The sequence below is a fragment of the Streptomyces sp. MS191 genome, from assembly GCF_008042125.1.
Classification (GTDB): domain Bacteria; phylum Actinomycetota; class Actinomycetes; order Streptomycetales; family Streptomycetaceae; genus Streptomyces.
Genome location: NZ_RDBI01000065.1, coordinates 79,756 through 102,139 on the forward strand (window position 1 = coordinate 79,756; position 22,384 = coordinate 102,139).

At 73.4% G+C, this 22,384-nt stretch carries 17 protein-coding genes and 1 pseudogene; 9 read left to right on the forward strand and 9 right to left on the reverse strand.

Annotated features, from left to right (window positions below; genetic code table 11):
- Window positions 1-136: 136 nt before the first annotated feature.
- The gene (locus tag EAO71_RS27280) at window positions 137-994 is read left to right on the forward strand and encodes a (2Fe-2S)-binding protein (RefSeq protein ID WP_147980478.1); all 858 of its coding nucleotides are present in this window, start codon (window positions 137-139) and stop codon (window positions 992-994) included.
- 196 nt (window positions 995-1,190) lie between these two features.
- A complete protein-coding gene (locus EAO71_RS27285) occupies window positions 1,191-2,249 on the forward strand; it encodes a DUF2637 domain-containing protein (RefSeq protein ID WP_147980479.1) in 1,059 nt (352 codons plus the stop codon).
- Window positions 2,250-2,293: 44 nt separating this feature from the next.
- Here the strand turns inward: EAO71_RS27285 and EAO71_RS27290 are convergent, their stop codons facing one another.
- The 5 genes from EAO71_RS27290 to EAO71_RS27310 all read right to left on the reverse strand — a co-directional run bounded on the left by EAO71_RS27290 (window position 2,294) and on the right by EAO71_RS27310 (window position 11,924).
- Window positions 2,294-2,707, reverse strand: coding sequence for an ATP-binding protein (locus EAO71_RS27290; RefSeq protein ID WP_147980680.1), 414 nt, complete (start codon window positions 2,705-2,707; stop codon window positions 2,294-2,296).
- 168 nt (window positions 2,708-2,875) lie between these two features.
- Window positions 2,876-4,792, reverse strand: coding sequence for a DUF11 domain-containing protein (locus EAO71_RS27295; RefSeq protein ID WP_147980480.1), 1,917 nt, complete (start codon window positions 4,790-4,792; stop codon window positions 2,876-2,878).
- Window positions 4,793-5,011: 219 nt separating this feature from the next.
- Window positions 5,012-6,754 carry a pyruvate dehydrogenase gene (locus tag EAO71_RS27300; RefSeq protein ID WP_147980481.1) on the reverse strand — a complete coding sequence of 581 codons (1,743 nt, stop codon included), beginning with the start codon at window positions 6,752-6,754 and terminating at the stop codon, window positions 5,012-5,014.
- 27 nt (window positions 6,755-6,781) lie between these two features.
- Complete coding sequence (locus tag EAO71_RS27305) at window positions 6,782-7,888, reverse strand: protein phosphatase 2C domain-containing protein (protein WP_147980482.1); 1,107 nt, start codon at window positions 7,886-7,888, stop codon at window positions 6,782-6,784.
- Window positions 7,889-8,159: 271 nt separating this feature from the next.
- Complete coding sequence (locus tag EAO71_RS27310; protein ID WP_147980483.1) at window positions 8,160-11,924, reverse strand: S8 family serine peptidase; 3,765 nt, start codon at window positions 11,922-11,924, stop codon at window positions 8,160-8,162.
- Between the two features lie 220 nt (window positions 11,925-12,144).
- Here EAO71_RS27310 and EAO71_RS27315 point away from each other — a divergent pair, with 220 nt between their 5' ends.
- The 3 genes from EAO71_RS27315 (at window position 12,145) to EAO71_RS27325 (ending at window position 14,312) form a co-directional block, all read left to right on the forward strand.
- Window positions 12,145-13,128 carry a helix-turn-helix transcriptional regulator gene (locus tag EAO71_RS27315; RefSeq protein ID WP_147980484.1) on the forward strand — a complete coding sequence of 328 codons (984 nt, stop codon included), beginning with the start codon at window positions 12,145-12,147 and terminating at the stop codon, window positions 13,126-13,128.
- A 143-nt stretch (window positions 13,129-13,271) separates the two neighbouring features.
- Window positions 13,272-13,754, forward strand: a complete 483-nt coding sequence (locus tag EAO71_RS27320) for a DUF456 domain-containing protein (protein WP_147980485.1) — start codon at window positions 13,272-13,274, stop codon at window positions 13,752-13,754.
- 156 nt (window positions 13,755-13,910) lie between these two features.
- The gene (locus EAO71_RS27325; protein ID WP_147980486.1) at window positions 13,911-14,312 is read left to right on the forward strand and encodes a PPOX class F420-dependent oxidoreductase; all 402 of its coding nucleotides are present in this window, start codon (window positions 13,911-13,913) and stop codon (window positions 14,310-14,312) included.
- Here the strand turns inward: EAO71_RS27325 and EAO71_RS27330 are convergent.
- Complete coding sequence (locus EAO71_RS27330) at window positions 14,287-14,724, reverse strand: GNAT family N-acetyltransferase (protein WP_147980487.1); 438 nt, start codon at window positions 14,722-14,724, stop codon at window positions 14,287-14,289. The two genes, EAO71_RS27325 and EAO71_RS27330, sit on opposite strands and share 26 nt — an antisense overlap.
- The gene (locus EAO71_RS27335; RefSeq protein ID WP_147980488.1) at window positions 14,721-16,088 is read right to left on the reverse strand and encodes a bifunctional transcriptional activator/DNA repair enzyme AdaA; all 1,368 of its coding nucleotides are present in this window, start codon (window positions 16,086-16,088) and stop codon (window positions 14,721-14,723) included. The genes EAO71_RS27330 and EAO71_RS27335 overlap by 4 nt, the downstream gene beginning before the upstream one ends.
- 51 nt (window positions 16,089-16,139) lie before the next feature.
- Between EAO71_RS27335 and EAO71_RS27340 the strand changes: the two are divergent.
- A pseudogene (locus EAO71_RS27340) lies at window positions 16,140-16,277 on the forward strand (Ada metal-binding domain-containing protein); the annotation flags it as partial.
- 99 nt (window positions 16,278-16,376) lie between these two features.
- Here EAO71_RS27340 and EAO71_RS27345 read toward each other — a convergent pair.
- Complete coding sequence (locus EAO71_RS27345) at window positions 16,377-17,303, reverse strand: universal stress protein (RefSeq protein ID WP_147980489.1); 927 nt, start codon at window positions 17,301-17,303, stop codon at window positions 16,377-16,379.
- Window positions 17,304-17,411: 108 nt separating this feature from the next.
- Here EAO71_RS27345 and EAO71_RS27350 point away from each other — a divergent pair, with 108 nt between their 5' ends.
- The 3 genes from EAO71_RS27350 (at window position 17,412) to corA (ending at window position 20,151) form a co-directional block, all read left to right on the forward strand.
- Window positions 17,412-18,338 carry a carbohydrate kinase family protein gene (locus EAO71_RS27350; protein WP_261992380.1) on the forward strand — a complete coding sequence of 309 codons (927 nt, stop codon included), beginning with the start codon at window positions 17,412-17,414 and terminating at the stop codon, window positions 18,336-18,338.
- Window positions 18,339-18,502: 164 nt separating this feature from the next.
- Window positions 18,503-18,967: a VOC family protein gene (locus EAO71_RS27355; protein WP_147980490.1), complete on the forward strand. Its 465-nt coding sequence runs from the start codon at window positions 18,503-18,505 to the stop codon at window positions 18,965-18,967.
- A gap of 95 nt (window positions 18,968-19,062) precedes the next feature.
- Window positions 19,063-20,151 (forward strand): magnesium/cobalt transporter CorA, encoded by a 1,089-nt coding sequence (corA, locus tag EAO71_RS27360; RefSeq protein WP_187282853.1) that lies wholly within the window; start codon window positions 19,063-19,065, stop codon window positions 20,149-20,151.
- Window positions 20,152-20,247: 96 nt separating this feature from the next.
- On the opposite strand, the gene EAO71_RS27365 is transcribed toward corA, so the two are convergent.
- A complete protein-coding gene (locus tag EAO71_RS27365; protein ID WP_147980491.1) occupies window positions 20,248-22,284 on the reverse strand; it encodes a phosphocholine-specific phospholipase C in 2,037 nt (678 codons plus the stop codon).
- Window positions 22,285-22,384: the final 100 nt, after the last annotated feature.

Sequence of the window (22,384 nt, forward strand, 5' to 3'; positions counted from 1 at the left end):
GCGGCTTCGTGCCGGGCCCGGCTCGCGATCCCGGGTCCCCCTGTGCACCATAGGCGGACAAGGCTGCAGTTCAAACATCGCACGCGTCGGGTAAGGTAAGGCTTACCTGCTAACGATCGCGATTCGGTGGTCCCGTATGGCCGTCCCCGCTCTGCTGCCCGCTCCCCTCACCTCGCCTGTCGCGGCCTCCTACGCCCGCCTCGGCGAGGTGTTCCCCGGCCTGCGGATAGACGAGCACGACGGGGACGAACGGATGCCCCGCGGCGGCGGCTGGGTCGGCGCCGACGAGCTCGGCGCGGGGGGTGCCGCCCTCGACGCCTTTCTGGCCTGGGACGACGCCCAGGTGATCCGTGACTACGGCACGCGGGCCCGACCGGACGTCGTCGCGAGCTTCGGCCTCCACCGCTACGCCTGGCCCGCCTGCCTCCTGGTCACCGTCCCCTGGTTCCTGCACCGCCGGGTGCCGCGCCTGCCCGCCCGCAACGTGGCCTTCCAGCGCGCGCTCGGGCGGCTGGCCGTGCGCGTCGAGGAGTTCGCCTGCCTGCCCGGCGACCCCGCGGCCGCCCTGCCGGGGGCCCGGGTCGTGCCGGACGAGGAGGCGCTGCGCGCCGAGGTGCGCGCCTCGCTCGCCGAGCACTTCGAGGAGATCCTGGCCGGCTTCGGCTCCCGGATGCGCCGTGGACGGCGGGCGCTGTGGGGCATGGCCACGGACGAGATCGTGGAGGGGCTCTGGTACATCGCGACCCTGCTCGGCGAGGAGCCGCGCGGGATGGCGGAGCTGGAGCTGCTCATGCCGGGCACGGCCAAGCCGTACGCCGGGGCGGCGGGCTTCCGCGAGCTGCCGGGCTCCGGTGCCGCCGGGGAGGAGCCGCGGGCGACCCGGGACCGGGCCACGTGCTGCTTCTTCTACACGCTGCGCCCCGAGGACACCTGTCTGACGTGTCCGCGCACCTGTGACGAGGAGCGGGTCCGGCGGCTCGCCGCGACCGCCTGACGGTCAAGCCACCCCGAAGGGTGGCTTGAAATCGAACGCAACTCCCTTCACCCGGCCGCCCGTTCGACCAGATCACACCTATTCGCATGCCGTGCGGCCCCGATGGCGTGCTCTTGCCGTGAAACCCCCTGTGCGCCCTGCGAGGTCGGCCAGTATGGGCCGCCGAAACGCCCTACTGCGATGCAAGGGACACCGCATGAGACTGACCGACATATCGCTGGACTGGCTGCTTCCGGGTGGCGTGATGGTGGCCGGGGTCCTGACGGCGGTGGCGGTGCTCGCGCGCGGCAAGCGCGCCGGTGACCAGGCCGCGGCCGAGGACTCCTGGGAACGCAGCGAGGAGCGCCGCAGACGCAAGGAAGCCGTCTACGGAACCGCCTCCTACGTCCTCCTGTTCTGCTGTGCCGCGGTCGCCGCGGCCCTCTCCTTCCACGGACTCGTCGGCTTCGGCCGGCAGAACCTCAACCTCAGCGGGGGCTGGGAGTACCTCGTCCCCTTCGGGCTCGACGGCGCCGCCATGTTCTGCTCGGTGCTCGCGGTCCGCGAGGCCAGCCACGGTGACGCGGCGCTCGGCTCGCGCCTGCTGGTGTGGACCTTCGCCGGCGCGGCCGCCTGGTTCAACTGGGTCCACGCCCCCCGCGGTCTGGGACACGCGGGAGCCCCGCAGTTCTTCGCGGGCATGTCGCTGTCGGCGGCGGTCCTCTTCGACCGGGCCCTCAAGCAGACCCGCCGAGCGGCGCTGCGCGAGCAGGGCCTGGTGCCCCGCCCGCTGCCGCAGATCCGGATCGTGCGGTGGCTGCGCGCACCCCGGGAGACGTTCGCCGCGTGGTCGCTCATGCTCCTGGAGAACGTGCGGACCCTGGACGAGGCGGTCGACGAGGTGCGCGAGGACCGGCGCGAGAGGCAGCAGAACCGCCTGCGCAGGCGCGATCAGGAGAAGCTCGACCGGGCGCGGCTCAAGGCGATCAGCCGGCAGCACCGGGCCTTCGGGCTCGGCCGCGGCGGCGGTCGTCAGGTGGAGGTGGCCGCTCTGGGCTCCGGTACCGGTTCCGCGACGTCCGCAGGGACGGCCGTCGCGGAGCCCGCCATAGCGGATCCCGGACAGTTGCCGCTTCGACCCCGGCCCTCCCTCGCGGCCGTGAAGGGCGCTGAGTCCCGGACGGTGGATCTCACCGCCGAGGACGACACCCAGGCGCTGCCCCGACTGGACTCCCTGGAGCGCAAGCTCAAGGACCTGGAGCAGCAGTTCGGCTGAGGCTCACCCTTCGCGTACCGCCCCCGACGGTGGGGCCGCCCGGTTCAGGCGGCCCCACCGTCCAGTTCGAACCACACCACCTTGCCCACGCCGTGGTCCTCCACCCCCCAGGAGTCGGCCAGCGCCTGGACCAGGACGAGCCCCCTGCCGTGCGTACCGTCGTCGGCGATCGGTACGTGCGGTCCGGGAAGCCCGGCCAGTCCGGAGACGTAGTCCCGGACCTCGACCCTGAGTCCGTCGGGGACCACGGTCGCGGTCACCACCGCGCCCTGCTCCGTGTGGATCAGCGCGTTGGTCACCAGCTCGCTGGTCAGCAGTTCCGCCACGTCGGAGGCGCCTGGGCCGCCCCATTTCCGCAGCATCGCGCGCAAGGCGTGTCTGACCTCCGGCACCGCCGTGAGATCCGCACCTCCCAGCTTCTTCAGCAGTTGAGTCGGCTGTCCCGCCTCCCCGGCCATAACCCCCACCCACACGTCGGTACCACTTCACGGACTCCCTGCCTCGAACAGGCTCACGGGGATGCATGCCCCGCAGGCCCGCCCGCATTCATGCCGGACCGGCACCGAACGGACGTGTCGGGGCATCTCCGGTCCGCGCGCCGGGCGAAGGGGGCGCGTTGCGCCGGCTCAGGGGCAGCTGTTGCGGTAGTCGCCCGAGTCGGTGGAGCAGGTGTCGAAGCCGAGCCCGCCGTACGCGGCGTCGTTGCCGGCGACGCCGTCCCGGGTGTCGAGGGTGTCGTTGCCCGCGTCCCCGTTGAGCCGGTCGTTGCCGCTCTGCCCGTAGAGCCGGTCGGCGCCGTTGCCGCCGTCGACCCAGTCGTTGCCCGCACCGCCGTGGACGGTGTCGTTCCCGCCACCGCCGTTCACGGTGTCGTTGCCGCTCAGCGCGCAGATCACGTCGTTGCCGAAGGTGCCGTTGAGGGTCTCGGTGGCGCTCGTTCCGATGATCGTGCAGCCGCGGGCGTTGTTGACGGTCGTGGCCGCCTTGGCGTTGTTGTTGGCGGGCGCCGGGTCGGCCTCGACCGCCGCCGTCGCCACCCAGTCGGTCAGGGTGCCGGTGGCCCGCGGTTCGGCCACCACCGTGACGGTGGCGGACGCGCCCGCCGCGAGGTCGCCCAGGCGGCAGTTCATCGTGGTCGGGTTCACCGTGCACGGGCCGCCCTGGCTGGGCGCGGCCGAGAGCAGCGTGCCGGAGCCGCCGGTCAGGGTGTCGGAGATCGAGACGGCGGTCGCGGTCACCGCGCTGTTGTTGGTGACCCGGATCGTGTACGTGGCCTGGTCCCCGATGCTGACGGTGGCGGGACCGGTCTTGGTGACGGACATGTCCACGCTGGGCGGCGGGGGCGTCCCGCTGATCTGGTAGCGGGCCACCGCGTGGCTGTCGCTGCCGTTGCCGGCCACGACGATCTTGCCGTCGGGCTGGAGGGCGACCGCGCGGCCGTCGTCGAAGTTGCCCTCGAAGTCGGTGGTCACCTTGCCGTCGCCGCTGAAACCGGTGTCGAGGGAGCCGTCGGTGTTGTAGCGGGCGAGCGCGAAGTCGGAGTTGGCCGCTCCGGCGACCACGATCCTGCCGTCCGTCTGCACCGCCATGTCGCGTCCGGCCGCGCCGGTGCCGCCGAAGGAGGTGGTGACCCTGCCGTCGCCGTCGAAGGCGGGGTCGAGGGCGCCGTTCTCGTCGTACCGGGCCACCGCGAACTGCGAGCCGAGGCCGTCTCCGCTCGACCCGGCGGCGACGATCTTCCCGCCGGGGTGGAGCGCCACGCTCTCGGCCGAGGTGCCGAACGCGGTGGCCACCTTGCCCTCGTCGCCGAAGGTCACGTCGGCCAGGCCGGTCTCCTGGTAGAGCCGTACGAGTCCGAAGCCCGCGGGGCTGGAGCCGGCGGCGATGAGCAGTCCGCCGGGATACACCGTCAGGTCCTGGACGGAGGAGCCCCCGCCGGCGAAGGGGAAGACGGACTTGCCGGAGTTGTCCTCGCCGAAGACGTCCAGGGCACCGGAGGCGGTGAAGGCCGCGACCATGGCGTCGCCGCCGTAGGTGCCGCCGACGAGGATCCGGCCGTCGGTTCCCGAGGTCACGGCGTTGCCCACGGTGGAGACGCTTCCGCCGAGCGCGGTGACGACCTTCCCGTCGCCGTCGAAGGCCGTGTCCAGGGAGCCGTCCGGGAGGTAGCGGGCCACCGCGAGCTGGGCCCTGCTGCCGTCGGGGGTGTCACTGCGGCCGACCGCGACGATCTTGCCGGCCTGCAGGGTGAGGGCCCGGGCCTCGTCGTTGGTGGAGGCGCCGAAGTCGGTGACGACGATGCCGTCGCCGCCGCCGAAAGTGGTGTCGAGGCTGCCGTCGGCGTTGTAGCGCACCAGCAGGAAGTCGTTGGGCCCGTCGAAGTCGAAGCCGTTGCCGAGGGTGAGGATCTTGCCGTCCGGCTGGACGACGACGTCCTGGCTGTCCTCCACGTTGGCCACGTCGGTGACGACCTTGCCGTCGCCGCTGAAAGCGGGATCGAGGTCGCCGGGAGCGGCGGTCGCCGCTCCCGGCAGGCCGAGCACGAGGGTCAGGCCGGCGGCGCTCGCCGCAGAGAGGCGCCCGGCGCGGCGCCGGGGGAATGCAGGGACATGAGGGATCGCTCCGTCGGTAGGAACCTGGGAGCCCTCAGCTTTCTGGGACGCCTGTGCCGCCCTGGTCAGCGGCGGGTCGCGCTGCGCCCACTGGACGCCGGGGTTCCACTCTCCGGAGTGACGGTTCGCGCAGGCGAGCGAATCCCGCCGTCACGGCCTGGGCAGGTTGCGGAGGTTGGACCGGGCCATCTGGAGCATGCGGCCCACTCCCCCGTCGAGCACGATCTTGCTGGCGGAGAGGGCGAAACCGGTCACCATCTCGGCGCTGATCCTGGGCGGGATCGACAGCGCGTTGGGATCGGTGACCACGTCGACCAGGGCCGGACCCTTGTGCTTGAACGCGTCCTTCAGCGCGCCCGCGAGCTGCTTCGGCTTCTCGACCCGGACGCCGTACGCCCCGGCCGCGCGGGCGATGGCGGCGAAGTCGGGGTTGCGGTTGGTCGTCCCGTACGAGGGGAGTCCGGCCACCAGCATCTCCAACTCGACCATGCTGAGCGCGGAGTTGTCGAAGAGCACGATCTTCACCGGGAGGTCGTACTGGACCAGGGTGAGGAAGTCGCCCATCAGCATGGAGAATCCACCGTCGCCGGACATCGAGACGACCTGCCGCCCCCGGTCCGTGAACTGCGCTCCGATCGCCTGCGGGAGGGCGTTGGCCATCGAGCCGTGGGAGAAGGAACCGAGGATGCGACGACGGCCGTTGGGCGAGATGTAACGGGCGGCCCAGACATTGCACATGCCGGTGTCGACGGTGAACACAGCGTCGTCGTCGGCGAGTTCGTCGAGGACCGAAGCGACGTACTCGGGATGGATCGGGACGTGCTTCTCGACCTTGCGGGTGTACGCCTTGACCACGCCTTCGAGGGCGTCCGCGTGCTTCTTCAGCATCTTGTCGAGGAAACGGCGGTCCGTCTTGGCACGCACCCGGGGCAGGAGGCAGCGCAACGTCTCGCGCACGTCCCCCCAGACGGCCAGGTCGAGCCTGGAGCGCCGGCCGAGGCGCTCGGGCCGCACGTCGACCTGGACGATCCGCACGTCGTCGGGCAGGAAGGCGCTGTACGGGAAGTCCGTGCCGAGCAGGATCAGCAGGTCGCACTCGTGGGTGGCCTCGTACGCGGCGCCGTAGCCGAGCAGTCCGCTCATGCCGACGTCGAAGGGGTTGTCGTACTGGATCCACTCCTTGCCGCGCAGGGCATGGCCCACCGGCGACTTGACGCGTTCGGCGAACTGCATCACCTCGGCGTGCGCGCCGGCGGTCCCGCTGCCGCAGAACAGCGTCACCCGTTCGGCGTCGTCGATCATCCGGGCCAGGGCCTCGATCTCGGCGTCGCTCGGCCGGACGGTGGGCCGGGCGGTGACCAGTGCCGTCTCGACCGTCTTGTCCGGGGCCTGCTCGGAGGCCACGTCGCCGGGCAGCGCCACGACGCTGACGCCGCTCTGGCCGACGGCGTGCTGGATCGCCGTGTGCAGCAGCCGGGGCATCTGGCGCGGGTTGGAGATCAGCTCGCTGTAGTGGCTGCACTCGCTGAAGAGGCGGTCGGGGTGGGTCTCCTGGAAGAAGCCCAGACCGATCTCGCTGGACGGGATGTGCGAGGCCAGGGCCAGGACCGGGGCCATCGAGCGGTGCGCGTCGTACAGGCCGTTGATGAGGTGCAGGTTGCCCGGACCGCAGGACCCCGCGCAGGCCGCGAGCCGACCGGTGATCTGGGCCTCGGCCCCCGCCGCGAACGCGGCGACCTCCTCGTGGCGGACCTGGATCCAGTCGATGTCGGGGGTGCGGCGGATGGCGTCGACGACGGGGTTCAGGCTGTCGCCGACGACTCCGTACAGGCGTCGCACGCCCGCCCGGACGAGGATGTCGACGAACTGTTCAGCGACATTCTGTTTGGCCATGGGTCCATCAACCCACGGGCCGCGCCGTCACGCCTCCCAGACGGCGGCCCCCGTACGGTCGTCGGCGTAGCCCTTCACCCTCAGCTGGACGTCGGCGAGGAAGGCGGCGAGTCCGGGCGGTTCGGGGGCGGCCCAGCGGGTGGCGAGCTCCATGGCGAGGGCGGGCTGGCCCCGCATCGGTTCGGCGAGGCCGTTCGAGGCGAGCAGCAGTATGTCGCCGGGCCGGGCGACGGAGGCACGGAAGCGGAAGGGTTCGGCGGGGGGCGGCAGCGGATCCTCGACGAGGGGGCCGGGAGCCGTGGTGATGCCGAGGTCCATGGTGAGCCGGTCGCCTTCCGGCGTCGCCTCGGGGACGTCCGCGGGCGGCGAGCCGAACCCGACGACGGGTGCACCGGTGAGCGACGAGGGTTCGGGGACGAGCGGCTCGATGTCCTGCCAGGCACCGTCGCGGAGGCGGAAGAGCCCACCGCGGCCGATGCCGAAGAAGACGCGCGTGCGGCAGTCGGGATCGGCGGACAGGAGCAGGCAGCGCAGGCTCGCGGTGTACTCCTCCGGTGCCACGCCCTGGTCGGCCGCCCGGGCCCGGAGCCTGCCGTAGGTGCGGTCGGTGAGGCGGTGGAGACCGGACTTGAGGTCGCCGCGGCGACCCGCCCGGATGTCCTCGGCGAGCCGGGAGTGGCTGCGGCCGACCGCCTCGCCGATCCACCGGCAGGCGTCGGCGGCGGCGCGGTGGGCGCCCTCGGCGGTGCGGGCGCCGGCGGCCACGGCCACGAGGACGAGAGCGGACTCGTCGTGGCCGAAGCGGGCGGTCAGCAGGGCGTCGCGGCGGGGTTCGCCGCGATAGCGGGCGGAGTCGCCCCGGACGGCGGCGGCGCGCAGGGTGCAGACGCCGTAGCGGGCGCCGTCGAGGACGGTGTCGGCGACGAGGTCGGCCAGCTCGCCGGGGTGGGCGGCGGGCAGCGCAGTGGGCTCCGGCTCGTACGTGGGCGGGCCGCTGCCGATGTGGCCGGTACGGGGCCGGGGGACGGGGACCTCGACGGTCGGCGCGGGCGCGGCGGACTCGGGAGGCTCGGGCGCGGGTGCGGGCGGCTCGGGACTGGCGCTCCAGGGGGCCGGCGCCTCGTAGGCGGGCACCTCGTAGTGGCCCCGGCCGCCGTGGCCAGCGCGGCCGAGTCGAAGCGGTCGTCCAGTGTGTCGCCCGTCGCCGTCGGTCCCGTCTCCGGTACCGACTCGTCGTAGAGCTTGTCCCACCAGTTGTCCCCCTGCTGAGTCATGCCCTTATTGTCCACCGCGCAGGGCGCCCGAAAACGGGACATCCGGAAATGCGCGGGAAGAGGCACGAAAAAGGGTGGTCCGCCGAGCGACCCCACCCCCCACGGGAAGGACGCCCGGCGGACCGGCGTGATCAGCGCACGTCGTAAGCGCGGACCACGGTCTGGGTGACGGAGTTGCCGTGGGCGTCCGTCAGTTCGGCTTTCAGGGTGACCGGCTTGCCGGCCGCGCCCGCGTGGTTCACGGTCGCGGTCCACCGACCGCCCTGCTGCGACACCTCTGCCTGCGTCCAGGTCGTACCGCCGTCGTACGAGTAGGCGAGTCCGGCCGAGGTGAGTGCGCCGGGCTGGTAGCCCGCGTGACCCGTCACGGTCAGACCGATCCGCTGGCCGTCTTCGGCGGCAAGGGTCTTGAGTCCGTCCTCCGGCAGGTCGTACCGGGGGAAGAGAATCGGAATGCCCTGAGAGTAGACCGTCTCATCGAGCTTGGAGGTGAATTTCCAGACCGAGTTGACGGAGGTGGAGCGCTCCCACACCTTGCTGCCGAACTTAGCGGTGTTCTGTTCGAGAGTGTACGCGCCTTCTTCGGACGGGACTTCGAAGACCCCGAACGGCCAGCTGGAGGAGCCGAGTTCCGCCCCGTCCTTGCTCAGCCGGAGGCTGCCGACGTCACCGAACGAGCCGGCCTGGGCATAGTGACCGCCGTCGCCCCACAGGGCGTCGGCGAAGCCGATGAGGTTGCCCTGCCGCTCGGCGACGAGGACCGGCAGGCCCGCCGCGTCCAGCGGCGCGGTCGGGGCGACGACACCGTCGTACCAGCGCTCGGTGCGCTTCTCCCCCGCCCGGTAGGCGTGCCTCGCGCCCATCATGAACTCGCCGAACGGGAAGCTGGAGGACAGCACCTGCTCCCACCGGGTGTCCCCGGCGGAGTAGAACTCCGTGCGCGTGCCGGGCGCGGGCACGGTCTCCAGCGCGGCGAAGAACACTCCGGTGCCGTCGGGCCGGTAGGCCGCCGGACTGTCCACGAAGTCGGTGGCGACGCCCATGGAGCCGTAGGTGGACTCGGTGCGGCCCAACTGCCCGTCGTGGACCCGGTAGTTCTTGTCCTCGCGGATCGAACCGGTCTCGTGGAACGCCAGGTTGTAGAGGTAGGGGCTCTTCGCCGTGGCCTTCCAGGACAGCGTGACCTCCCCTGCGGTCAGCCGGGCGAGCAGCGCCGCGCCTTCCGCGGAGCTCACGGCGAGGGCCGGCAGGCCGGCTCCGGTGAAGCCACCGGTCGGGTACCAGCGGCCCGTTGAGGCGCGGTGGGCGAGGACCGCCACGGCTCCGGCCGCCTTGGCGTTGCGGGCGACGGTGAGCACGCTCGTGGCGGTGTCCGGGATGCGGACCAGGGCGATCCGGCCCCGCACGTCCGCGGCCTTCAGCTCGTCGGGGGTGCCGGCGCCCGCGTCGACCAGCCGGGCGGAGCCGGTGCCGTCGAGGTTGTCGGAGCCGGTGGAGGCGGTGACCGGGTGCAGGACCGTGCCGTCGTCCGTCCTGAGCTCGGAGATCAGCGGGGCGGCCGAGCGCCAGTAGCTGCCGAACTCGAACGCGCCCTCGTCCGCGCGCCCTTCGACCGAGGCGTAGTAACCGCGGATGGTCCGGGGGCCGCCGGCCGTTCCGGCGTGCAGCCAGGTGTCGTCCCAGGAGCGGGAGAAAGCCAGAGTGGCGCCGCGGGACTCACCGGGCTTGTCGGTCTGCACCGACAGCCGGTGCGCCCGTCGGGCGTCGAGGACGACGGTGGTGTCCTTCCTCAGCTCCAGCTGAGGGCGGGCCAGGTAGCTGAGCGAGTCGTTCAGCGTGGCGCCCTCGCCCGCGTCGGGCGTGGTGACGAAGGAGGACAGGAAGTAGCTGCCCGGGCGGACCCGGAAGACCTGGTCGGTGGCGCCCTCGTTGAAGCGGCGCTCACCGCTCGCGTCGTCGGTGCCGATGACGTCGAGCGAGGACGCGCCGTCGGCCGGCCTGCCCTGGCGGTCGATCAGCTTGACCCGCAGGGTGACGGTCTCGGGCTCGACGTACAGCGAGAACGGGGTCGAGACGTGGACGCCGCCGGGGGCGGTGGCCACGATCCGGCCGGTGACGTCGCCGTACTGGGCGCGCTCCAGGCGGGCGGCCGGATCGAGGTCCAGGGGGACCTCGACGGTGGCGCCGGCCGGAACGGTGACGGTGCGCCGCCCGAGCCGGGCGACCGAGCCGGTGACGCGCGAGCCGTCGTTGCCGGTGACCTTCTCCACGGCGAGCGTGAGGGTGACCGGGCGGTCGGAGACGTTGGTGTACGGGACCGGGACCGTGGTCCGGTCGCTCCTGTGCTGCGGCCAGGCGAAGCTGCCGCCCTGGACGGCGCCGGCACCCAGGACCGTCTGCTCGACGGCGGCCTCGACGTCGAGCCGGCCGCCGCCGACCTCCCGGACGTCACCGGGGACGGCGCTCTCGGCCGAGGAGACGAGCGCGGCCTTGATCTGCCGGGCGGTCCAGTCGGGGTGGCGCTGCTTGACGATCGCGGCGGCGCCCGCGACGTGCGGGGTGGCCATCGACGTACCGGACATGGAGCGGTAGGCGTAGACGCCCCGGCCGCCCGCCGCGGCCGCGGATATCGCGACACCGGGGGCGGCGATCTCCGGCTTCAGGGTGTGGTGGACGGTCGTCGGGCCGCGGCTGGAGAAGTACGCCGTGGAGTCGTCGCGGTCGGTGGCACCGACGGTCAGCACGTCGGGGACGCAGCCGGGCGAGGAGACGGTGTTCAGGGTGGGGCCGGTGTTGCCGGCCGCGACGACGAACAGCGTGCCCGCGCTCTGCGCGAGTTCCTGGGCGGCGGCGCTCATCGGGTCGGTGCAGTCGGTCGGTTCGGGGCTGCCGAGGCTCATGGAGACGACGTCGGCGCCCTGGGCGACGGCCCACTCCATGCCGGCGATGATCCACGAGGCGGCGCCGGAGCCGGAGTCGTTGAGGACCTTGCCGTTGAGGAGGTCCGCGCCGGGGGCGACGCCCTTCTTCCTCCCGTCGCTCGCGGCGCCCGAGCCGCCGGCGGTGGAGAGGGTGTGGGTGCCGTGGCCCTGGTGGTCGCCGGCGTCCGCGGAGTCGGTGAAGTTCTCCGCCGCGACGATCCGGCCCTTGAGGTCGGGGTGTTCGGCGTCGGCGCCGGTGTCGAGGACGGCGATCCTGGTGCCCTTGCCGTCGAAGCCGGCGGCCCAGGCCTCGGGGGCGTGGACCTGCTTCGTCGAGCGCTCCAGGGCCGCCTCGACCTTGCGGTCGAGCCAGAGCTTGCTCGGTCCGGCGGCGGAGCGCCCGGCGAGGGTGCCGGCGACGTCCGCCCAGAAGGCGGTGGCCTGCTTCTTGTCGGCGCGCAGGGCGACGCCGCCGACCGACTTCAGGACCTGGCCACGGGTGGCGCCGCGCGGGGCGGCGGGCACGGACCGGGCGAGGTCGGAGCCGTAGACGGCGATGAGCGGCAGGGTCGCGCTGCCGGCGTCGTCGTAGCCCTGCCGGATCAGGCCGGTGACGTTGAAGAGCTCCTGGTCGACGCGGCCCGCGGCGAGGGCGGCGGTCGCGGCCTCGGGGTAGACGTACAGGTCCGGGCCCGAGCGCCGGGTCTGGACGAAGGGCACGGTCCCGTCCTCGCGCGGCAGTGCCGCGGCGGCCGGGTTGCCGGCGTCGTCCCGCGTGACCAGCACCCGGTCGCCGGTCACCAGGGTGACCGTGGCGGGTCGCCCGCCGGTACGGGCGGCGGCCTCGCCACCCACCAGCGGCCGGCCTGCGGCCGGGTCGTCCTGCGGCGCGGCGGCCACGGACGGCGCGACCGCGGTGACGGCCAGGACGGCGGCGGTCGCCGCCCCCAGGGCCGTACGCGAAATCGGACGCATCGCTCTCCCCATCTGAATCCGGCACGAGGCGGGCAAAAGCGCCGTGCGCGGAGGCTGTTGGTGCTGCGGTGGCGCCACATTGGCAGAGGTGAGGGTGGTGCAGGGATGATGGGCGCGGCGGGAATGCGCCGTGGCCGATTCCCGCCAGGCACAAACGGAACCAATGCGTCCGGAGATGTCCTGTGACGTCCGGGACGTCCGGCGAGGGGTGGGGACAGCGATGCTCGGAGCGATAGGCCTCGACGAACGGCAGGAGTCCGCGTACCGCGCGCTGGTCGCGCTGGGCGCGGCCGAGGTCACGGACCTGGCACACCGGCTGGCGCTGCCGGAGTCGGACACCGAGCGGGCGCTGCGAAGACTGGAGGCCCAGGGCCTGGCCGCGCAGTCCTCGGCGCGCACCGGCAGGTGGGTCGCCGCTCCGCCGGGGGTCGCGCTGGGCGCGCTCCTGACGCAGCAGCGGCACGAGCTGGAACAGGCGGAGCTGGCGGCGGCGCTGCTCGCCGAGGAGTACCGGGCGGAGGCGAGCGAACCGGCCGTCCACGACCTCGTCGAGGTGGTGACCGGAGCGAGCGCGGTGACCCACCGCTTCCTCCAGCTCCAGCTGGGCGCGACCGAGGAGGTCTGCGCGCTGGTGACCGGGAAGCCGATCGCCGTGAGCGGGATGGAGAACGACGCCGAGGAGCTGGCGGCGGAGCGGGGCGTGGCCTACCGGGTGGTCGTCGAGCGGGAGGTCCTGACACTGCCGTCGGGCATCGTCGAGCTGTCGGCGGCGCTCGGCCGCGAGGAGCTGATCCGGGTCGTCGACCGGGTGCCCACCAAGCTGGTGGTCGCCGACCGGACCCTGGCGATGGTGCCGCTGACCGGCCGCGGGGCCGAGCCGGCGGCGCTGGTGGTCCACGCGAGCGGGCTCCTGGAGTCCCTGATGGGGCTCTTCGAGTCCGTCTGGCGCGAGGCGCTGCCCCTGCGGCTGGGCGCGGGCGCGCACGTGGCGGAGTCGGAGGTCCCGGGCCCGGACGCGACGGACCTGGAGGTCCTGTCCCTGCTGCTCGCGGGCATGACGGACGCCAGCGTGGCCAAGCAGCTGGACCTGGGCCTGCGCACGGTCCAGCGCCGGGTGAAGGGCCTGATGGAACTGACGGGGGTGACGACGCGGCTCCAGCTGGGCTGGCACGCGTACGAGAAGGGCTGGGTGGCCCGGACGTAGGACGCCGCCCGGTCGGCGGCCTCGGCGGGCTCCGGGCGGTGGCCTCGCCGGGCTGCGGGGGCCGGTCGCGGGCCGGGGACGACGGCATACCCCGGCGGGCCCCGCGACCTGCGAGGACGCCGCCGGTCCGGCACGCTGGGCAGATGGGTGTGTGGCAGCTGTTGCTGGTCGCGATGGTCATGCTGCTCGGCCTGTTCGGGGTCCTCGCTCCCGGCGTGCCGGGGCCGTGGCTCGTGTGGGCCGCGATGCTCTGGTGGGCGCTGCACGAGCGGACCGGACTCGCCTGGATCCTGCTGGTCTCCTCGACCGCCCTGCTGCTGCTCACCCAGGTGGTCGTATGGCAGCTGCCCCCGCGCCGGATCCGCGGACTGGGCATCACCCGCCGGATGGTCACGTACGCCGGACTGGGGGCGCTGTTCGGCTTCGTGCTGATCCCCGTGATCGGCGCGATCCCCGGCTTCGTCGGGGGCATCTACCTCTGCGAACGCCTCCGCCTCGGCGGCCACGGTCAGGCCAGGGCCTCCACCCGGACGGTGATGCGCGCGGTGGGTACCAGCGTGCTCGTGGAGCTGTTCGCCTGCCTGCTGATCGTCGGCGCCTGGGCGGGCGCCGTCCTCTGGGGCTGACCCCGGGCCGGACCCCGCGAGCCACCGGCGCTCCACGGCGCCTGCCCCGCCGGCCCACCGGCGCTCCTTCGACGACGGGACCTAGGACCACCGTCCTGGGCCGGAATCGGTCCGGACGCCGATGCCGCGGCCGGGTCCGCGCGGGACGCTTGCCCCATGAGGGATTTCGAGGGATTCACCGACGCGGAGCGCGCCTATCTCGGCACCCAGCGTCTCGGCCGGATGGCCACCGTCGACGGCCAGGGCCGGCCGCAGGCCAACCCCGTCGGGTTCTTCCCGCAGGAGGACGGCACGGTGCTCGTCGGGGGCATGGCCATGGGCAGGTCGAAGAAGTGGCGCAACCTCCAGGGGAACCCGCAGGTCGCCCTGGTGGTCGACGACCTGGCGAGCGTCCGGCCGTGGCGGGTGCGCGGGGTGGAGATCCGGGGCGAGGCCGAACTGCTGGTCGGGCCGCACGAGCTCGGCCCCCACTTCAGCGAGGAGGTCATCCGGATCCACCCGCTACGGGTCCACAGCTGGGGTCTGACGGCCCCTACGGAAGATCGATCTGGTACTTGACGAAGCCGGTGTCGCGGGCGACCCGGTCGTACAGGCGCCGTGCGGTGGTGTTGGACGCCTGGGTGTTCCAGTAGACGCGGCCGCAGCCCTGCGTCCGGGCCCAGTCGGTGACGGCGGCGATGAGGGCCCGGGCCACGCCCCGGCCACGCGCCTCGGGCTCGGTGAACAGGTCCTGGAGGTAGCAGACGTCCGGGCCCGAGGTACTGGGGTGCACGAAGAAGTGGGTCAGGCCGACGACCCGTCCGTCGAGCCTGGCGGCCAGGGCGTGCAGCCGGCTGCCGTCCTGGAACTCCCGCCAGGCCCGCTCGTACATCGCGTCGGGTTCGGTGCGGCCGTAGAAGTCGATGTACGCGCGGAAGAGCCGCTCCCAGGCGTCGCGGTCCTCGGGTCCCAGCGGGTCGGTCGTGATCATGACCGCGATTGTGCCGGATCGGGCGCCGGCACCGCGTGCAGGTACCGCAGGGCGTACGAGCGCCAGGGCCGCCATGCCGCGGTGTCCGGACCGCCCTCGGGGGACACGTCCGGGTCGCCCAGCGCCCGCATCCGGACGAGGCCCGCGACGGCGGCGCTCACGCCGTGGACGGCCAGCAGCGCCCGTTCGGCCTCGTCCCGGTCCGCACCGGGGTCGAGGCGTACGGTCCCGTCGGCGAGCGCGGCGGCCAGGGGACCGGCCACGGGGTGCGCGACGAGGGCCGCCGGGGCCGGGAACAGGTGGGTGAGGCTGCCACAGGCCGCGTCCAGCGCGGTGCCGTGCGTCCGCGCCAGCAGCGCGGCCTCCGCCGGGCCGAGGAGGGTCCGCAGCGCGAACTCCTCGGGATCGGCCGCGCCCGGCGAGCGGACTCCGGGACGGGCGGCGACCCGCTCGGCGAGGTCCGGGTCGGCGCCGAGGCGTTCGGCGACCGCGTAGGGGTCGGCGTCCAGGTCGAGGAGCCGGCGCAGCCGCTGGACGGCGGTGGTCAGGTCGCGCAGGTCCGTGAGGTGGATCCGGGCCTCCAGCCAGGGTCCGCTCCGGCGCTCGTCGACGGACACGATGCCCGTGCCGTACGGCAGGCGCAGGGTGCGCCGGTAGGTGCGGGCGCCGGTCTCGCCGAGCACCTCCTCGACCTGGGGAAGGGCCTCGGCGGCGAGCAGGTCGAACACCTCGCGGGCGGCGTACGGGCCCCGGTACGCGAGCCGCAGCGGCACCCCGGCGGCGAGCGCGGTGCGCGGTCCGGCGCCGGTGCCCGACTCGGTGCGCAGGTCGGAGGGGGTGCGGGCGTAGATGCGGCGGATCGTGTCGTTGAACTGGCGCACGCTCGCGAAGCCGGACGCGAAGGCGATCTCGGTGACCGGCAGGCCCGTGGTCTGGAGCAGGAGGCGGGCGGTGTGCGCACGCTGCGCCCGGGCGAGGGCGACGGGGCCGGCGCCGAGTTCGGCGGTGAGCTGGCGCTGGACCTGCCGGGCGCTGTATCCGAGCCGGCCGGCGAGTCCGGGGACGCCTTCGCGGTCGACGACGCCGTCGCCGATCATCCGCATGGCGCGTCCCACGACGTCGGCGCGGACGTTCCACTCGGCGGACCCGGGCACGGCGTCGGGCCGGCACCGCCGGCACGCCCGGAAGCCGTGTCCCTGCGCGGCGGCGGCCGTCGGGAAGAACGTGACGTTCTTGCGCTTCGGCGTGACCGCCGGGCAGCTGGGCCGGCAGTAGATCCCCGTCGTCTCGACGGCGAAGAAGAACGCGCCGTCGAACCGCGCGTCCCGGCTGCTGACCGCCTCGTACCTGGTGTCCTCGTCCATCACAGGTCCAGTGTGCGCGCCCGCCGGGTGGGCGCGCACACTGGACCTGTGATGGACGAGGACACCAGGTACGAGGCGGTCAGCAGCCGGGACGCGCGGTTCGACGGCGCGTTCTTCTTCGCCGTCGAGACGACGGGGATCTACTGCCGGCCCAGCTGCCCGGCGGTCACGCCGAAGCGCAAGAACGTGGGGGAAGGCGCGGACCACGCGCGCCCGGCCCCACCCGCCGATCCGCACGGGCCCCTTCCCCGCCGGCCCCGGCCCGCGCGTACGGCAGGCGCCGGCCGCTCAGTGCGGGGCGGTGGCGGGCACCACGGCGACCGGGCAGTGGGCGTGGTGCAGCACCGCGTGGGTGACGGAGCCCATGAGCAGCGACTCCATCCGCGGCCGGTGGCGGTGCCGGCCGACGACGACGAGCCCCGCGCTGCGGGACTCGTCGACCAGCCGGCCGGCCGCGTCGGCCGGCACCACGTCGACCACCACCTCGACGTCCGGGTACCGCTCGGCGCACGGCCGCAGCCGCTCGGCCTGCCGGCGCTCCGTCTCCGCCACCAGCTCCGTGGCCTCCGACATCGCCATCTGCGGCGGCATCTGGAGAGCCGGGGCCGGCGGTCCGACCAGCATCGCCGGGGAGGCCGGCAGGCGGAAGGCGGTCACGGCCTGCAGGGCCACGCCGCGCTGCGCCGCGGCCCGGAAGGCGAAGTCGATCACGTCGTCCGCGGTCTCCTCCGTGTGCAGCCCGAGCAGCACCCGGCCGGCGCCCGCACCGCTCTCCAGCGACACCGTGCGGGCCTCGTGCGGCACGACGACGACCGGGCACGCGGCGCTCGACGCGAGCGCGCGGCTGGTCGAGCCCAGCAGCAGGGTCGCGAAGCCGCCGTGCCCGCGCGAGCCGATCACCAGCAGCCGGGCGTCGCGGCAGAGCGGCAGCAGCGCGTCGGTCACGGTGCCGTCCAGGGAGAGGTACCGCACGGGCACCCCCGCCCCGTGGCGCTCGACCCAGGCCCGCACACCGTCGGCGACGGCGTCCGGGATCTCGGGTGTCCCGCCCAACGAGGCGATCCGGGCGGAGCCGACCTGGAGCGCGTCGGACCGTACGTGCGCGACGAGCAGGGGCGCGCCGATCCCCTGGGCGGCGCTCAGGGCCCAGCCGAGGGCCCGGAGACTGTGCTCGGACCCGTCCACACCGACGACGACTGACGACTCTTCACTCATAACGGGATTATCACTGCACAAGGGATCTTCTTCCGGGAACGCGCGGGGCCGGGTGCCGGTGAGACGGTCGCGCCATACTGGCACCGGCGGGACCGGAGAGGTGGAGTGGTGACCCAACAGCACACGGATTACGACGTCTTGGTGGTCGGCGGAAGCGGGGTGGACACCATCGTGCGGGTCGACGCGCTTCCGGTCCCGCTCGCGGACTCGGTCCACGTCGGCCCGATCGAGGAGTGGCCCGGCCACACCGGTGGCAACGTCGCCCTCGGCGCCCGCGCCCTCGGACTCAGGGTGGCCCTGCTCGACTGGATCGGGGACGACTGGATCGGCGGCCTGGTGCGCGAACGCATGGCGAAGGGGGACGTGGAGTTCGTCGCGCTGGTCTCGCCCGCGGGGACCCGGCGCGCGGTGAACCTGGTGGACGCGACCGGCCGCCGGATGTCCTTCTTCGACTCCCGGGATCCCGCCGGTCTGCGGATGCCGCCGGAGGTCTACCTCCCGCGGCTGCGCCGCACGCGCCACGTCCACCTGTCCATCACGGACTTCTCCCGCCACCTCTACGACGACATCGCGGACGTCGGCGTCCCCGTCTCCACCGATCTGCACGACTGGGACGGACGCGCCGACCACCACCGGGACTTCGCGCTCCGCTCGGACCTCGTCTTCCTGAGCGCGGCGGGTGCGGGGGAGGACACGCCCGCCCTCATGCGGGAGATCCTCCGCGAGGGCCGCGCCGACACCGTGGTGGCCACGGCGGGTGCGGAGGGCTCGTACCTCCTCACCCGGGACGGCGGCCCCACCCCGCACCACATCCCGGCGGCCCCGCTGCCGATGCCGGCGGTGGACACCAACGGGGCGGGTGACGCGTACGTCACCGCCTTCCTGTACGGACGGCTCGCCGGCCGCGACGTACGGGAGTGCGCCCGGCTGGGCGCGGTGGCCGGTGCCTTCGCCTGTACGGCACCGGGCTCCACGGCCCTGATCGGCGCCGACGCGCTCCTGGCCGGCGAGGACACCCGGGACGACCGGACCTGACCCGGGGGAGGCCGGCCCCGCCACCCCGCACGGGGGCCGGGGCCGGCCGCCCTGCCGCGCACCGGCCGGCGGGCGGGCGACACGGACCGGCGGCGCGCCGGGGCCCACCGGGCGCGCCGCGCGGCCCGCCGCCGTACGGGTCGCCGCTTGGTAGCGTCCGGCCCGTGACCACGACACCCCGGGGCGAGGACCGCAGGCCACGCCCCACCACCGGCACCCTGCACCACGTCGAGATCTGGGTGGCCGACCTCGACCGCGCCGTCGTCTCCTTCGGCGCCCTCCTGGAGGCCCTGGGGTACACCCCGTTCCAGTGCTGGGCCGCCGGCCGCAGCTGGCGTCTGGGAGCGACGTACCTGGTCGTCGAGCGGTCCCCGGCGCTCACCGCCGGGCACCACGACCGGCTCCGCCCGGGACTGAACCACCTCGCCTTCCACGTCGAGGGCCGCGACGCCCTGGACCGGCTCGTGGGTGACGTCCTGGGGCACGGCTGGACCCTGATGTACCCCGACCGCCATCCGCACGCCGGCGGGGAGCAGACCTACGCCGCCTACCTGGAGAACGACGACGGATTCGAGGTCGAGCTCGTCGCGACCGATCCGCCGGAGCCCGGCGGCGCCTCGCAGGCATGACGTCCGTTCCCGTGGGCAGGGCCGAAGGGACACTCGGCGTCCCGTGTCCGCGGACGGATGGCACACTGGCCGCCGATCGTTCCGAGGAGCCCACCGTGCCGATAATCAGCAACCTCCGGCGCACCGTCCGCCGCGCCTACCGCCGGACCGTCGACCTGAGCCACCCCGCGCGCTCGCCGCTGGGCAGCTCGGTCGTCAACTGCGTGGTGTACGAGGACGGTGCCCGCCAGAAGGGCGCGTGCCCCGCGGCCGAGGCGGTGCGACGGGTCCGCAAGTCCGGCGACGGGTTCGTCTGGATCGGCCTGCACGAGCCCTCGGCGGAGGAGTTCGCCGGGCTCGCCGAACTCTTCGGCCTGCACCCGCTGGCCGTCGAGGACGCCGTCCACGCCCACCAGCGGCCGAAGCTGGAGCGGTACGACGGGACCCTCTTCGCCGTCTTCAAGACCGTGCGCTACGTCGAGCACGAGGAGCTGACCGCGACCAGCGAGGTCGTGGACACCGGCGAGCTGATGGTCTTCACCGGGCCCGACTTCGTCATCACCGTCCGGCACGGCAGACACGGTTCCCTCGGCCCCGTGCGGGAGGCGCTGGAGGCGGCCCCCGACCAGCTGGCCATGGGGCCCGCGGCGGTGCTGCACGCCATCGCCGATCACGTGGTGGACGACTACCTCGCCGTGACCGACGCCGTGCAGAACGACATCGACGCCGTCGAGACCGCCGTCTTCAGCGAGCAGTCGTCCCGCGGCGACGCCGGCCGCGTCTACCAGCTCAAGCGCGAACTCCTCGAACTCAAGCGCGCGGTGACCCCCCTGGACCGGCCGCTGAAGGCCCTGGCCGCCCAGCCGCTGCCGCTGGTCGGCCCGGACATGCAGCCCTACTTCCGTGACATCGCCGACCACCTGTCCCGGATCACGGAGCAGATCACGTCCTACGACGCGCTCCTCGACTCGATCCTCCAGGCCCACCTCGCGCAGGTGACGGTCGCGCAGAACGAGGACATGCGCAAGATCACGGCCTGGGCGGCGATCATCGCCGTCCCCACCATGGTGTGCGGGGTCTACGGGATGAACTTCGAGAACATGCCCGAACTGCGCTGGACCTACGGCTACCCCCTGACGGTGGGCGTGATGGCCGTCGCCTGTTTCGTGCTGCACCGGAGCTTCCGCCGCAACGGCTGGCTCTGACGCAGGGGCTCCGGCCGGGGCCGTCCGGGAACGCCGCCGCCCGCGCACCCGCGGCCGCTCCCCGGCACGTCGGGGAGCCGCCGCGCGGGGCCGCCGCTACGCGCCGGTGACGCTCGGCCCGCCGGTCTCGATGTGGCCGGTGTAGCGGCGCGACCAGGTGCCGTCGACGTCGGCGAGGATCGTGAAGTCGTACCAGCCCTCCTGGTAGGCCACCGCGTTGAACCAGTCCTCCCGCGCGGAGTTCGCGGCGACCGTGTAGGTCCACGGACCGTCCGTGCGGTAGGCGTTGGAGCGGATCGTGAAGGTGACGGGACCCGCGGAGGCGTTGGTCATCCGGAAGTAGACGGCCGCCTTCCCGGTGCCGGGCTCGGTCGCGAACCGGGCCGCGACCTCGATGGCCTTCCCGGCCTTGGTGGCGTCGCCGGTGAAGCGGCGCAGGAAGCGGTTGGGGCCCATCATCGAGATGTCGTACTTCCCCGAGCCCGAGCCCGTGCCGATGTTGAAGTAGTCGGTGGCGGAGGCGCCGGGGTCGACGGTGTACTGCCAGGCGGCCGTGTCGCGGTACTGGTGCGGATGGATCGTGAAGTGGGCCGCCCGGGTGGCCGGGGAGCCCTGGTTCGTCATCGAGAACCAGGCCAGGATCTTGCCGGCCGCGCCGAACTCGAACCGGTCCAGGTTGCCGTTGACCTGGTACGGCAGGGCGCGCGCCGGGCGGTTGCCGGGCTCCTGGGCGGGCAGGGCGTTGTCCTGCGGCACCGGGTTGGGCAGCGGTCCGCAGGTGGCCTGGCCGATCACCTTCGCGGTCGACGGCAGCCCGGCGGGCATCCCGTAGACGGGGCGGGCGAAGTCGAAGACCCCGGTCAGGTCCCCGGTGACCTTGCGGCGCCAGGCGCTGATGTTCGGGCAGCCGGCGGGCTTGCCGATGGCCGCGGTCCACGTCTCCATGAAGCGCAGCACGGAGGTGTGGTCGAAGACCTCGGAGCTGACCCAGCCGCCGCGCGTCCAGGGCGACATGACGATCATGGGCACCCGGAAGCCCAGGCCGATCGGCACGCCGTCGATGTACTCGCCCGGGGTTCCGGGCGGTGCCACGGGCGGCGGCACGTGGTCGAAGAAGCCGTCGTTCTCGTCGTAGTTGAGGAACAGGACGGTGGAGTCGAAGACCTCGGGGTCGGCGGCGAGGGCGCGGTGGACGAGGTCCACGAAGTGCGCGCCGTCGCCGGGCGGGGCGTACGGGTGCTCGGAGAAGGCCTCGCTGGCGACCACCCAGGAGACCTGCGGGAGCGTGCCGCCGAGGACGTCGGCGCGGATCGCGGCGGCGATGTCGTCGGGCGTCGACCCGGTGACCCTGGGGACCGAGCCCATGCCGCGGTCGTACAGCGGGTCGCCCGGCCGGGCGTCGGTGAAGCGCTTGAAGTAGGCGAGCCCGTTGTCGCCGTAGTTGTCCTGCGCGTTCTGGTAGACCTTCCAGCTCACCCCGGCGCGCTGCAGCGCCTCGGCGTACGTCTCCCAGGTGAGTCCTGACTCGTCGCCGCCGTCCTTGCTGGAGGCGTCGATCCTGCCGCTCCACAGGAACGTCCGGTTGGGGCCGGTGGCACTGAGCGCCGAGCAGAAGTACGCGTCGCAGACCGTGTAGTGGTCGGCGAGCGCGTAGTGGTAGGGGATGTCGCCGCGGTCGAGGTGGCCGAGGGTGCGGGTGTTGCCGACGCCGGTGACCCAGTTGTCCATCCGGCCCTTGTTCCAGGCCGCGTGCTGCGAGGTCCAGCTGTGCGGCAGATCGCCGTTGCACTGGGCCAGGGTCTCGCCGTCCACCCCACCGGCCGGCGGGGTGGAGCTGAACTTCCAGGGGTACTGCCGGCCGCCCCAGTTGGGCTGGTTGAAGGTGCCCCAGCCGCCCGGGATGTTGCCCGCGGCGCGGTCGCCGAAGCCGCGGACCCCGCGCAGCCTGCCGAAGTAGTGGTCGAAGCTGCGGTTCTCCTGCATGAGGACCACCACGTGGCGGACGTCGGTGATGTCACCGGCGGCGGATCGGGCGGCGGCCGACGTCGCCGCCGCGGCGCCGGGCGGCAGGGCCGCTCCGGCCACGAGCCCCGCCCCTATCCCTACGAATCCCCTGCGACTGATGGGAGTCATGCCCCGCCTCTCGCGTCTCGGCATGCCCCTGCGGCACGCCGTGGACAGGATGAGGGACGCCGCTCCAAAGGTATACGGCCGTGCAGTAATCCTTCGGTTA